At 61.9% G+C, this 12,930-nt stretch carries 8 protein-coding genes; 7 read left to right on the top strand and 1 reads right to left on the bottom strand.

Annotated elements, in window-relative coordinates:
• Positions 1-89: 89 nt before the first annotated feature.
• Positions 90-596: a tRNA adenosine(34) deaminase TadA gene (tadA, locus tag J9788_RS19120; RefSeq protein WP_033644114.1), complete on the top strand. Its 507-nt coding sequence runs from the start codon at positions 90-92 to the stop codon at positions 594-596.
• On the opposite strand, the gene mltF is transcribed toward tadA, so the two are convergent.
• Positions 597-2,057, bottom strand: a complete 1,461-nt coding sequence (gene mltF / locus J9788_RS19115; RefSeq protein ID WP_182265591.1) for a membrane-bound lytic murein transglycosylase MltF — start codon at positions 2,055-2,057, stop codon at positions 597-599.
• A gap of 275 nt (positions 2,058-2,332) precedes the next feature.
• Here mltF and purL point away from each other — a divergent pair, with 275 nt between their 5' ends.
• From purL to glnB, 6 genes are all read left to right on the top strand, one after another.
• Complete coding sequence (gene purL, locus J9788_RS19110; RefSeq protein ID WP_182265590.1) at positions 2,333-6,226, top strand: phosphoribosylformylglycinamidine synthase; 3,894 nt, start codon at positions 2,333-2,335, stop codon at positions 6,224-6,226.
• A gap of 882 nt (positions 6,227-7,108) precedes the next feature.
• Complete coding sequence (locus J9788_RS19105; RefSeq protein ID WP_046897768.1) at positions 7,109-8,545, top strand: HAMP domain-containing sensor histidine kinase; 1,437 nt, start codon at positions 7,109-7,111, stop codon at positions 8,543-8,545.
• Positions 8,546-8,548: 3 nt separating this feature from the next.
• Positions 8,549-9,421, top strand: a complete 873-nt coding sequence (gene qseG, locus J9788_RS19100; protein ID WP_182265542.1) for a two-component system QseEF-associated lipoprotein QseG — start codon at positions 8,549-8,551, stop codon at positions 9,419-9,421.
• Positions 9,418-10,758 (top strand): two-component system response regulator GlrR, encoded by a 1,341-nt coding sequence (glrR, locus tag J9788_RS19095; RefSeq protein WP_033644111.1) that lies wholly within the window; start codon positions 9,418-9,420, stop codon positions 10,756-10,758. Before qseG ends, glrR begins: the two co-directional genes overlap by 4 nt.
• A gap of 130 nt (positions 10,759-10,888) precedes the next feature.
• Positions 10,889-12,511 (top strand): NAD+ synthase, encoded by a 1,623-nt coding sequence (locus J9788_RS19090; protein WP_182265541.1) that lies wholly within the window; start codon positions 10,889-10,891, stop codon positions 12,509-12,511.
• Between the two features lie 12 nt (positions 12,512-12,523).
• Positions 12,524-12,862 (top strand): nitrogen regulatory protein P-II, encoded by a 339-nt coding sequence (gene glnB / locus J9788_RS19085; RefSeq protein WP_004847623.1) that lies wholly within the window; start codon positions 12,524-12,526, stop codon positions 12,860-12,862.
• Positions 12,863-12,930: the final 68 nt, after the last annotated feature.

The raw sequence follows: 12,930 nt of genomic DNA, 5'->3' as shown, positions 1-12,930 counted from the left end.
GTGGCCAGTATAGCCATTGGCGCGCGGCTACGACAAAGGGAGGCTAGTGTGTATAATGCCCGCCGCAAAAGCGCACGAGGAATTATGCGATGACTGAATATAACGATGAGTACTGGATGCGTCAGGCATTGCAGCTGGCCCTGCGCGCGCAGGAAGAGGGCGAGGTGCCGGTGGGTGCGCTGCTGGTGCTGGACAATCAGGTCATCGGCGAGGGCTGGAACCGGCCGATCGGCCGGCACGATCCTACTGCGCACGCCGAGATCATGGCGCTGCGCCAGGGCGGCGCGGTGCTGCAAAACTACCGCTTGTTGAACGCCACGCTGTACGTCACGCTGGAACCCTGCGTGATGTGCGCCGGCGCGATGGTGCACAGCCGCATCCGCCGGCTGGTGTACGGCGCCGCCGACGAGAAAACCGGCGCGGCCGGTTCGCTGGTGGACATTTTGCGCCATCCGGGCATGAATCATCAGGTGGAGATCGTCTCGGGCGTGCTGGCGGACGAATGCGCCGCCACCCTGAGCAATTTCTTCCGCCTGCGCCGCGAACAGAAAAAAGCGCTCAAGCTGGCGCAGCGGGCGGCGGATAAGCCGGAATAATCAGTAGTTGAGCGCCAGTTCCGGCATCACCGTCGGATAGCCTTTTCCCAACGCTTCCTGCTCGGCGGCCGCTTGCGCCGCCTTTCTCTCTTTTTCCTGCAGATAACCCACCAGGCTGACCTGGTAGCGGCGGATGTTTTCTACATAATTGTAGGCTTCACGCCCGCGCGCATAGCCATAGGTCAGCTGCGGGTAGTAGCGCTTTTGGCTGAGCATCGGCAGACGCTGTTTGACGTCGACCCAGCTGTCCGGGTTGCCTTTTTGCGTTTTGGTCAGCTTGCGCGCGTCCAGCATATGGCCCCAGCCCATGTTGTAGGCCGCCAGCGAGAACCAGATGCGCTCGTCTTCCGGCACGCTGTCCGGCACCTTGGCCATCAGCCGCTGCAGGTACAGGGCGCCGCCCTGAATGCTCTCTTCCGGATCGAGGCGATCGTTGACCCCCAGGCCGTCGGCGGTGGCGCGGGTCAGCATCATCAGGCCGCGCACGCCGGTGGGGGAGGTGGCTTGCGGATTCCAGTGCGATTCCTGATAGGCGATGGCCGCCAGCAGCTTCCAGTCGATCTCGTTGGCATGCTTCTCGAACAGCGGGCGGAAGTTGTGCAGCACCGAGTCGATGGCCGACAGGAAGGTTTTGGTATCCACGTAGTCGAAGCTGCCGACGTGGCCGAGGTATTTCTCTTCCAGCCGCGCCAGGGTGCCGTCGTCCACCATTTGGCTGTAGAAATCCAGCATCGCCGCGTACAGGCTGTCGTCGCCGTCGCGTTTGAGGTACCAGGTGACCGGCTCTTCGTCGGTGACGTCGAACGCCACCGCCAGCTGTGGATGGATGCGCTGCAGCAGCGCGATGGTCACCGAATCGCCGAGGGTATAGTCCAGCTTGCCGTCGGCAACCCGCTCCAGCAGTTCTTTGGAGGTGAGATCGCTGGAGGACTCCCAGGCGAGGTCCGGGTATTTATCCTGTTTGAGCTGCTTTAGCGTGCTGACGTGCGCGGAACCGGAGGCGACCGCCAGCTTGCCTTTGATGTCGGCGAAACTTTTCGGCCGCGGGGTGCCCAGCCGGTACACCAGCTGTTGGGAAACGGAGTAGTAGGCGGGGCCGGTGCGCGCGCGGCTGAGGCGCTCCTGGTTGTAAATAAGGCCCGCCGCCAGCAGGTCGGCGTCGTCGTCGTCCAGATCGTCGAACAGGTCATTGATGTTCTGATGGGGGATCACCACCAGTTTTACCCCGAGGTAGTTGGCGAAGCGCTTGGCCAGTTCGTAGTCGAGCCCACCCGGCCCTTGCTTGGTGTTGAAATAGGTCAGCGGTGAATTCAGCGTGCTGATACGCAACTCGCCGCGGGAAATGATCTCCTGGAGTTGCCCGCCCTGGCCGCTGCGCCAGGTGATATTGGGCCACAGCGCGAGAGCCAGAAGCAGAGTGACAACGCCGATGAGGATGTAGTTTATTTTAAGACGTTTCAAATAGTTATCCAGTGATGGCACAGGTACGCCGGCGACGACAACCGCGACTTTTCTCATGGTTAAATCACCAGTGCGGGGGGCATTTTGCGCAACAAAACGCCAGTGTGCAACTTTATTGACACGTTATGACAATTCGACGGTGCGGCGCGCTTTTATCAATAATCCCTACGCAAACGGTTTCGTCGGCGGCGAGGATTCTCTATAATGACGCGCGTTTTCCCCTGTTGCGCCCAATGAAGCGTCTTATCCGTCGCTTCGAAGACGAGAGAACTTTGATTATGGAAATTCTGCGTGGTTCGCCCGCTTTATCGGCTTTTCGCATTACCAAACTGCTGTCCCGCTGCCAGGACGCCCACCTGCCCGTCAGTGATATCTACGCCGAGTACGTCCACTTTGCCGATGTTAGCGCACCGCTAAGTGCCGAAGAACACGCCAAACTTCAGCGCTTGCTCAAGTACGGTCCTTCTCTCGCCGAACACGCCCCCGCAGGCCGCCTGCTGCTGGTCACGCCGCGTCCGGGCACCATTTCCCCCTGGTCTTCCAAAGCCACCGACATCGCCCACAACTGCGGTTTGCAACAGGTGCTGCGGCTGGAGCGCGGTCTGGCGTTCTACGTCAAGGCGCCCGAGCTGACGGAAGCCCAGTGGCACCAGCTCGCTGCGCTGCTGCACGATCGCATGATGGAAACCGTCTTCAGCGAGCTGCAACAGGCTGAACAGCTGTTCGCGCACCATCAGCCGGCGCCGTATCAGTCGGTCGACGTGCTGGGCGCAGGGCGCGCCGCGCTGGAGCAGGCCAACGTCCGGCTCGGCCTGGCGCTGGCGCAGGATGAGATCGATTACCTGCTGAATGCCTTTACCGGTTTGGGGCGCAACCCGACGGATATCGAACTCTATATGTTTGCGCAGGCCAACTCTGAGCACTGCCGCCACAAGATTTTCAACGCCGACTGGATCATCGACGGCGAACAGCAGCCCAAGTCGCTGTTCAAAATGATCAAGAACACCTATGAGCAGACGCCGGACTATGTGCTGTCGGCGTATAAAGACAACGCCGCGGTGATGGAAGGCTCGCAGGTCGGCCGCTTCTTCGCCGCGCCGGAGAACGGCACGTACGATTACCATCAGGAAGACGTGCACATCCTGATGAAGGTGGAAACCCACAACCACCCGACGGCGATCTCGCCGTGGCCGGGCGCCGCGACCGGCTCCGGCGGCGAGATCCGCGACGAAGGCGCCACCGGCCGCGGCGCCAAGCCGAAGGCCGGCCTGGTGGGGTTCTCGGTATCCAACCTGCGGATTCCCGGCTTTGAACAGCCGTGGGAGCAGGACTTCGGCAAGCCGGAACGCATCGTCACCGCGCTGGACATCATGACCGAAGGCCCGCTGGGCGGCGCGGCGTTCAACAACGAATTCGGTCGCCCGGCGCTGCTGGGCTACTTCCGCACCTATGAAGAGCGCGTCAACAGCCATAACGGCGTCGAGCTGCGCGGCTACCACAAACCTATCATGCTGGCGGGCGGCATCGGCAACATCCGCGCCGATCACGTGCAGAAAGGGGAAATCACCGTCGGCGCCAAGCTGGTGGTGCTGGGCGGCCCGGCGATGAATATCGGTCTGGGCGGCGGCGCGGCGTCATCGATGGCGTCCGGCCAGTCCGATGCCGATCTGGACTTCGCGTCGGTGCAGCGCGACAACCCGGAAATGGAACGCCGCTGTCAGGAAGTGATCGACCGCTGCTGGCAGCTGGGCGACCAGAACCCGATCCTGTTTATCCATGACGTCGGCGCCGGCGGCCTGTCCAACGCGATGCCGGAGCTGGTGAGCGACGGCGGCCGCGGCGGCCGTTTCGAACTGCGCGACATCCTCAACGACGAGCCGGGCATGAGCCCGCTGGAAGTATGGTGCAACGAATCGCAGGAACGTTACGTGATGGCGATCGCCCCGGCGCAGATGGCGCAGTTCGACGAGATCTGCCGCCGCGAGCGCGCGCCTTACGCGGTGATCGGCGAAGCGACCGAAGAGCAACATCTAACGTTGAACGATCGTCACTTCGACAATCAGCCGATCGACATGCCGCTGGACGTGCTGCTCGGCAAGACGCCGAAGATGACCCGCGACGTGACCCGTCTGCAGGCGCAGGGCCAGGCGGTACAGCGTGAGAACATCACGCTGGCCGACGCGGTGAAGCGCGTGCTGCATCTGCCGGCCGTGGCGGAGAAAACCTTCCTGATCACCATCGGCGACCGCACCGTTACCGGCATGGTGGCGCGCGACCAAATGGTCGGCCCGTGGCAGATCCCGGTGGCCGACTGCGCGGTCACCACCGCCAGTCTGGACAGCTATTATGGCGAAGCGATGTCGCTCGGCGAACGCGCGCCGGTGGCGCTGCTGGACTTCGCCGCCTCCGGCCGCCTGGCGGTCGGGGAAGCGCTGACCAACCTGGCCGCCACGGAAATCGGCAGCCTGAAGCGCGTGAAGCTGTCCGCCAACTGGATGGCCGCCGCGGGCCACCCGGGTGAAGACGCCGGCCTGTACGAAGCGGTGAAAGCGGTGGGCGAAGAGCTGTGCCCGGCGCTGGGCATCACCATTCCGGTGGGCAAAGACTCCATGTCGATGAAAACCCGCTGGCAGGAGGGCAATGAACAGCGTGAAATGACCTCGCCGCTGTCGCTGGTCATCACCGCCTTCGCCCGCGTGGAAGACGTGCGCCACACCGTGACGCCGCAATTGCGCACCGATAAGGGCGACAGCGCGCTGCTGTTGATCGACCTGGGCAACGGCCATAACGCACTGGGTGCTACCGCGCTGGCGCAGGTTTATCGCCAACTGGGCGACAAACCGGCCGATGTGCGCGATGTCGCGCAGCTGGCGGGCTTCTTCAACGCCATGCAGCAGCTGGTGGCCGATCGCGCGCTGCTGGCTTATCACGACCGCGCTGACGGCGGCCTGCTGGTGACGCTGGCGGAGATGGCCTTCGCCGGTCACTGCGGCGTAGAGGTTAACCTCGATGGCCTCGACGACGATGCGCTGGCGGTGCTGTTCAACGAAGAGCTGGGCGCGGTGATCCAGGTGAGCGCCGAACGTCTCGACGACGTGAAGCGGGCGTTCGCGCAGCACGGTCTGACCGACAACGTGCATCACATCGGCAGCGTACAGGCCGGCGATCGTTTCGTCATCAATCAGCACGGCAAAGCGTTGTACAGCGAAAGCCGCAATACCCTGCGCATCTGGTGGGCGGAAACGACCTGGCAGATGCAGCGTCTGCGCGACAACCCGGCGTGCGCCGATCAGGAACATCAGGCCAAGCAGGATGAACAAGATCCCGGCCTGAACGTGAAGCTGACCTTCGCCCCCGAGGAAGACATCGCCGCGCCGTACATCGCCAAGGGCGCTCGCCCGAAAGTGGCGGTGCTGCGCGAGCAGGGGGTGAACTCCCACGTTGAAATGGCGGCGGCGTTCCACCGCGCCGGCTTTGACGCCGTGGACGTGCACATGAGCGATCTGCTGGCCGGGCGCCGCGATCTGCAGGACTTCCACACGCTGGTGGCCTGCGGCGGCTTCTCCTACGGCGACGTTCTGGGCGCCGGCGAAGGCTGGGCGAAGTCTATCCTGTTCAACGAGCGGGTGCGCGACGAGTTCGAGGCGTTCTTCCACCGTCCGCAGACGCTGGCGCTGGGCGTGTGCAACGGCTGCCAGATGATGTCCAACCTGCGTGAGCTGATCCCGGGCGCCGAACACTGGCCGCGCTTCGTGCGCAACCTGTCGGATCGCTTCGAGGCGCGCTTCAGCCTGGTGGAAGTGGCGGCCAGCCCGTCGCTGTTCATGCAGGGCATGACCGGCTCGCGCATGCCGATCGCCGTTTCCCATGGCGAAGGGCATGTCGAAGTGCGCGATGCGGCGCATCTGGCGGCGCTGGAAAGCCACGGTTTGGTGGCGCTGCGTTTCGTCAACAACGCCGGTCAAGTGACGGAAGCTTACCCGGCTAACCCGAACGGTTCGCCGAACGGCATTACCGCCGTGACCAGCGCCAACGGACGTGCCACGGTGATGATGCCGCACCCGGAACGCGTGTTCCGCACGGTCAGCAACTCCTGGCACCCGGAAGAGTGGGGCGAGGACAGCCCGTGGATGCGCATGTTCCGCAACGCCCGTAAGCAGCTGGGCTAAAAACGGCCACCACCGTACAGAGGGCGCAAGCAATTGCGCCCTTTTTTATGGTCGGCGTTCGCCGACTGGCGGCAGTGTCTGCATTTTGCGACAAGCGCTGGTTTGCTTGTCGCTAAATGGAGACATTTAACCCATTGATTTTATTATCGGTAAACAGGTTTGACTTTAGTTGTCGGCGTTTGGCGACAGAGCGGCGTTTATTTCATCACTGGCCGGCGCGGAATCGGTGAATCAAACTACAGGATTTTATTTATTTTTTATTAAAATCAATTGGTTATTAATTTGTTTGCAAAGTTGGCACGTAACGTGCATTATTCTCTGCGGTTGCTCATTCACCTTTTTATGACGGCGCCGTAATTAAACGGCACATCGCCTCATAAGCCTCCGAATGATGCCAAAGAAATGGTGCCTATCGTCCAACCAAACCGATAACAGACCGCGCAAGCGGCTTTATCAAGCATCGGGCGACACGTGGAGTGAGGCACCGCCTGTATCCAACTGTGATGAAGGGTTCATCAATCCTGGATACTTACGGATGCTATTCGTCCTGTTCGATGCCAGCCGCTGCGCTACATCACCCTGGGGACGAGGTTCAAGGGCATCCACACTTTCCTTGCGGCGGGGCAAGTTTATTGCCCCGGCGTCAATTCTCAACGCTGCGCTTACTCCTGTTTCGTTGCCTATGCCCGCGAACACAGACGTTGTCCAAACCGTATCGCTTTCGTTCCCGTTTACCGTATTGCTGCCGCGTGTCGTCGGTGCGCTTCTGCGCACGTTTCACCGATCCCGCGGCTTTTTCCTTTTGCGTTCAGGATTCTCCCTTGCCGGGCTTTTCTCTTTCCGGCGAGTCAGTTAGCATCGTGACAGGCCTGAGAGAATGAGATGATTTCGTTGAAAAAATGGCGTTTATTCCCACGTTCGCTGCGGCAATTGGTGCTGCTGGCGTTCCTGTTGGTGCTGCTGCCGCTGTTGGTGCTGGCCTATCAGGCCTACCAGAGTCTGGATCACCTGAGCGCGCAGGCGGCGGACATCAACCGCACCACGCTGGTGGACGCGCGGCGCAGCGAGGCGATGACCAGCGTGGCGCTGGAGATGGAGCGCAGCTATCGTCAGTACTGCGTGCTGGTTGAGCCCACGCTGCAGAAGCTGTACCAAAATCAGCGCAAGCAGTATTCGCAGATGCTGGACGCCCACGCGCCGATCTTGCCGGACGAGCGCTACTACCAAACGTTGCGTCAGTTGCTGACCCAGCTGGCGGCGATCAAGTGCCATAACAGCGGGCCTGATCAAGAAGCCTCCGCTTTGCTCGAGTCGTTCTCGCGCTCCAATGCCGAAATGGTGCAGGCCACGCGCGCGGTGGTGTTCTCGCGCGGCCAGCAGCTGCAGCAGGCCATCGCCGAGCGCGGCCAGTTCTTCGGCTGGCAGGCGCTGCTGCTGTTCCTGGTCAGCGTGCTGCTGGTGGTGCTGTTCACCCGCATGATCATCGGGCCGGTCAAGGCCGTGGAGCGGATGATCAATCGCCTGGGGGAAGGGCGTGCGTTGGGCAGCACCGCATCGTTCAAAGGGCCGCGCGAGCTGCGTTCGCTGGCGCAGCGCATCATCTGGCTGAGCGAACGGCTGGCGTGGCTGGAGTCGCAGCGCCACGAGTTCCTGCGCCATATCTCGCACGAATTGAAAACGCCGTTGGCCAGCATGCGCGAAGGCACCGAACTGCTGGCCGACGAGGTGGCGGGGCCGCTGACTTCCGACCAGAAAGAGGTGGTGGCGATCCTCGACAACAGCAGCCGCCACCTGCAGCAGCTGATTGAACAACTGCTGGATTACAACCGCAAACTGGCCGATGGCCCGGCGGAGCACGAGAACGTCGAGCTGCGCGAGATGGTCGATTTGGTGGTCGCCGCGCACAGTTTACCGGCGCGGGCGAAGATGATTTCCACCGAAATCGCACTGGAAGCGGAAATCTGCTGGGCAGAGCCTACGCTATTAATGCGCGTGCTGGATAATCTCTACTCCAATGCGGTGCACTACGGCAAGGAATCCGGTAACATTTGGATCCGCAGCCGTCAGGTTGGACAACGGGTGCAAATCGACGTCGCCAATACCGGCACGCCGATCCCCGAGGCTGAAAGAGCCATGATTTTCGAGCCTTTTTTCCAGGGTAGTCACCAGCGAAAAGGGGCGGTAAAAGGAAGCGGACTGGGGTTGAGCATCGCTCAGGACTGTATCCGTCGCATGCGCGGTGAGCTGCAACTGGCGACGGTCGCCGGTGCAGACGTCTGCTTCCGCATTGAACTGCCGTTAACCGCCGAGAATGAATAAATAATGTACACATGGTCTAAACGCCTTCGTCTTTCACAGACCGAACGTTCACCGCGTGCCACGCACAGAGCGCCGCTCGGCAAACGCCCGATCAGCTGGCTGGGCGCCGTTTTCTTTATGCCGCTGTTGCTGGCGGGCTGCGTCGATCGCGCCGTCAGCGGCGGATTGAGCGCTCAGCAGCAAGAGGCGATCCCGGATACCAAGGTGATCGATTACCGCACCGCGGCTTGCGATACCCTGTGGCAATTGGACGACAAGGACGCGCTGGATAACGCGCTCTACTGGCTGCGCGCGATGGACTGCGCCGATCGCATCGGCTCGACCCAGGCGCGTGCGCTGGCGAAAACGGTGCCGGGCGACAGCTGGTCCGGCGTTTTCAAACAGAGCATCCTGCTGGGGAGCGCACAGCCGACCTCCGGTGAACGTCGCCAGATGCTCGACAGGATCAACAGTTACCGGATGGAGTTCCCCGGTTCGCTGCGTCCGTTGACGCAGCTGTGGCGCCAGCAGCAGATGCTGCAGATCACGTTGTTCGATGAGAAAGCGCGCTATCAGCATCTGCAGGAGAGCAGCGACAGCCAGATCGATTCGCTGCGCCAGAATCAGGCGCGCCTGCAGTCGCAGCTGCAGGACACCTCGCGCAAGCTGGAAAACCTGACCGATATCGAGCGCCAGCTCTCATCGCGCAAGCAGCTGCAAGGGGAAATCCCGGAAAACGGCGCGGGCCAGCAGAAGGGCGAAGCCGCCGGTAAAAGCGGCGCGGCCGCCAAAGGCGCTGAAACGCAGGACGAACCGGAAAAAGGCACCGCGCTGCCGGTTGAACCGGAAGACACCTATACGCCGCATCCCGCCAATAAGGAGTCCCACGCGCAATGACCGCTCGCAAACCGGCCAACCTGTTATTGGTTGACGACGATCCCAGCCTACTGAAGCTGCTGGGCATGCGCCTGACCAGCGAAGGTTTTCACGTCACCACCGCCGAAAGCGGCCAGGAAGCGCTGCGCCTGTTGGCGCGCGAACAGATCGATCTGGTGATCAGCGATCTGCGCATGGATGAGATGGACGGCATGGCGCTGTTCGCCGAAATCCAAAAGCATCAGCCGGGCATGCCGGTGATCATTCTTACCGCGCACGGTTCGATTCCCGATGCGGTGGCCGCCACCCAGCAGGGGGTGTTCAGCTTCCTCACCAAGCCGGTGGATCGCGATGCGCTCTATAAGGCCATCGACGAGGCGCTGTCGCTGTCGGCCTCCCCCGCGGGTGACGACGCCTGGCGCGAAGACATCGTCACCCGCAGCCCGTTGATGCTGCGCCTGCTGGAGCAGGTGAAAATGGTGGCCCAGTCCGACGTCAGCGTATTGATCAACGGCCAGAGCGGCACCGGTAAAGAGGTGTTGGCGCAGGCGATCCACGCCGCCAGCCCGCGCGCCGGCAAGGCGTTCATCGCCATCAACTGCGGCGCGTTGCCGGAGCAACTGCTGGAATCCGAACTGTTCGGCCACGCCAAGGGCGCTTTCACCGGCGCGGTCAGCAGCCGCGAAGGGCTGTTCCAGGCGGCGGCGGGCGGCACGCTGTTCCTCGATGAGATAGGCGACATGCCGCTGTCGCTGCAGGTGAAGCTGCTGCGCGTGCTGCAGGAACGCAAGGTGCGGCCGCTGGGCAGCAACCGCGATCTGGACATTGACGTGCGCATCATCTCCGCCACCCACCGCGATCTGCAAAAGGCGATGGCGAAGAACGAGTTCCGCGAAGACCTTTACTACCGCCTCAACGTGGTGAACCTGAAGATCCCGGCGCTCAACGAGCGCGCCGAAGACATTCCGCTGCTGGCCAATCACCTGTTGCGCGAAGCGGCTCAGCGGCACAAGCCGTTCGTGCGCAGTTTCTCGACCGACGCCATGAAGCGGCTGATGACCGCCAGCTGGCCGGGCAATGTGCGTCAGTTGGTCAACGTCATCGAGCAGTGCGTGGCGCTGACCTCGGCGCCGGTGATCAGCGAAGCGCTGGTGGAACAGGCGCTGGAAGGGGAAAACACCGCGCTGCCGACTTTCGCCGAAGCGCGCAACCAGTTTGAGTTGCACTATCTGCGCAAACTGCTGCAGATCACCAAGGGCAACGTGACCCAGGCCGCGCGCATGGCGGGCCGCAACCGCACCGAGTTTTACAAATTGCTGTCGCGCCACGAGCTGGACGCCAACGATTTCAAAGAATGACAGATTTCCGCCGGTGCCTGCCACGCAGGTTCTCAACAAATCCGGCGGAATGATTTACACTCCGTTCTCTTTGCCGCGGCGCGCCCCGGCGTAGAGCACCATGGAACGTATTAAGCGGGATCGTACACAAATGAGCAGATCACTTTCCATCGCCCTGGCCCAGCTGAACCTGCTGGTCGGCGACATTGAAGGCAACACCGAACGCATGTTGCAAATCGTGCAGGAGCAGCAGAAGGCGGGAGCCGATCTGGTCATGTTCACCGAACTGGCGCTGTCCGGCTACCCGCCGGAAGACCTGCTGTACCGCAATGATTTCTATCAGCGCTGTGATGCGCAGCTGCTGCGCCTGCAGCAGGCTTCAGCCGAGACGGCGATCCTGGTCGGCCACCCGTGGCGCGAAGGCGACAAGTTGTACAACGCGCTGTCGCTGTTCGCCGAAGGCCGTCTGCTGACCCGCTACTTCAAGCAGCAGTTGCCGAACTACGGCGTGTTTGATGAGAAGCGCTATTTTCACGCCGGCAACGACACCTGCGTGGTGGAACTGAAAGGCTACCGTCTGGGGCTGCTGATTTGCGAAGATCTGTGGTTCCCGGAGCCGATCGACGCCGCCAAGGCCGCCGGCGCGGAGATTATCCTGTCGATCAACGCCTCGCCGTATAATCGCGAAAAACCGTATATCCGCAAAACGCTGATGGCCGGCCACTGCCAGCGCACCCAGCTGCCGCTGGTGTACCTCAACCAGGTCGGCGGCCAGGATGAGCTGATCTTCGACGGCTGCTCCAAGGTCTTCGACGCCGCCGGCAGCATGACCCACCGTCTGGCGGCCTTCGACGAGCAGATCACTCGCCTGGAATTCAACGAGCTGGACGTGGTGCCGATGGCCGATCCGGCCGCCGAACTGCCGCAGCTGGCGCAGGTGTATCAGGCGCTGGTGCTGGCGGTGCGTGACTACGTGACCAAGAACGGTTTCAAAGGCGCGGTGCTGGGGCTGTCCGGCGGCATCGACTCGGCGCTGACGCTGGCGATCGCCGTGGATGCGTTAGGTAAAGACAAGGTGCAGGCGCTGATGATGCCGTTCCGCTATACCGCGGACATCAGCATCGCCGACGCCAAGGAAGAGGCGGAAATCCTCGGCGTGGAGTTCGATATCGTGTCCATCGAGCCGATGTTCGATGCCTTTATGGGCCAGCTGTCGCCGATGTTCGCCGGCACCGAGCGCGACACCACCGAAGAGAACCTGCAGGCGCGTTGCCGCGGGGTGGTGCTGATGGCGCTGTCCAACAAACGCCGCAGCATCGTGCTGACTACCGGCAACAAGAGCGAAATGGCGGTCGGTTACGCTACGCTGTACGGCGATATGGCCGGCGGTTTCGATGTGCTGAAGGACGTACCGAAAACGCTGGTGTTCAAGCTGTCCGAATACCGCAACACCGTCTCCTACGTGATCCCGCAGCGGGTAATCGATCGTCCGCCGTCCGCCGAGCTGGCGCCGGATCAGGTCGATCAGGACAGCCTGCCGCCGTACGATATCCTGGATGCGATCCTGGAAGGCTACGTTGAGCGCGACAAGTCGGTCGCCGATCTGGTGGCCGAAGGCTTCGACGAAGCGATCGTGCGCAAGGTGATCCGCCTGGTGGACATCAACGAATACAAGCGGCGTCAGGCCGCCGTCGGGCCGCGCATCACCGCCCGTAACTTCGGCAAAGACCGCCGTTATCCCATCACATCCGGTTTTGGCCGCAAAAATTGGTAATAAGGAAAGAAGATGAAAAAGATCGACGCGATTATCAAGCCGTTCAAACTGGATGACGTCCGCGAAGCACTGGCCGAAGTGGGCATCACCGGCATGACGGTCACCGAAGTCAAAGGCTTCGGCCGCCAGAAGGGCCACACCGAGCTGTACCGCGGCGCCGAGTACATGGTCGACTTTCTGCCGAAGGTGAAGATAGAGATCGTGGTTGCCGACGACATCGTCGACACCTGCGTAGAAACCATCATGCAGACGGCGCAGACCGGCAAGATCGGCGACGGCAAGATCTTCGTCTTCGACGTGGCGCGCGTGGTGCGCATCCGTACCGGCGAGCAGGACGAAGAAGCGATCTGATCCTCACAAGGGTCCTCGGCCATCAGGGCGCAGCTTGCTGCGCCCTTGTCATTTCTGTCCCCCGCACA

Origin of the sequence: Serratia sp. X10, assembly GCF_017811775.1 — a bacterium.
GTDB classification, from domain to species: domain Bacteria; phylum Pseudomonadota; class Gammaproteobacteria; order Enterobacterales; family Enterobacteriaceae; genus Serratia; species Serratia ureilytica.
The sequence above is the reverse complement of the archived record's forward strand: the minus strand, read 5'-3'. Positions and strand labels throughout refer to the sequence as shown.

Bases quoted from the DNA above. Each gene is read 5' to 3' on its own strand.
- tadA (WP_033644114.1), top strand. From the start codon at position 90: ATGACTGAATATAACGATGAGTACTGGATGCGTCAGGCATTGCAGCTG.
- J9788_RS19105 (WP_046897768.1), top strand. From the start codon at position 7,109: ATGATTTCGTTGAAAAAATGGCGTTTATTCCCACGTTCGCTGCGGCAA.
- qseG (WP_182265542.1), top strand. From the start codon at position 8,549: ATGTACACATGGTCTAAACGCCTTCGTCTTTCACAGACCGAACGTTCA.
- glrR (WP_033644111.1), top strand. From the start codon at position 9,418: ATGACCGCTCGCAAACCGGCCAACCTGTTATTGGTTGACGACGATCCC.
- J9788_RS19090 (WP_182265541.1), top strand. From the start codon at position 10,889: ATGAGCAGATCACTTTCCATCGCCCTGGCCCAGCTGAACCTGCTGGTC.
- glnB (WP_004847623.1), top strand. From the start codon at position 12,524: ATGAAAAAGATCGACGCGATTATCAAGCCGTTCAAACTGGATGACGTC.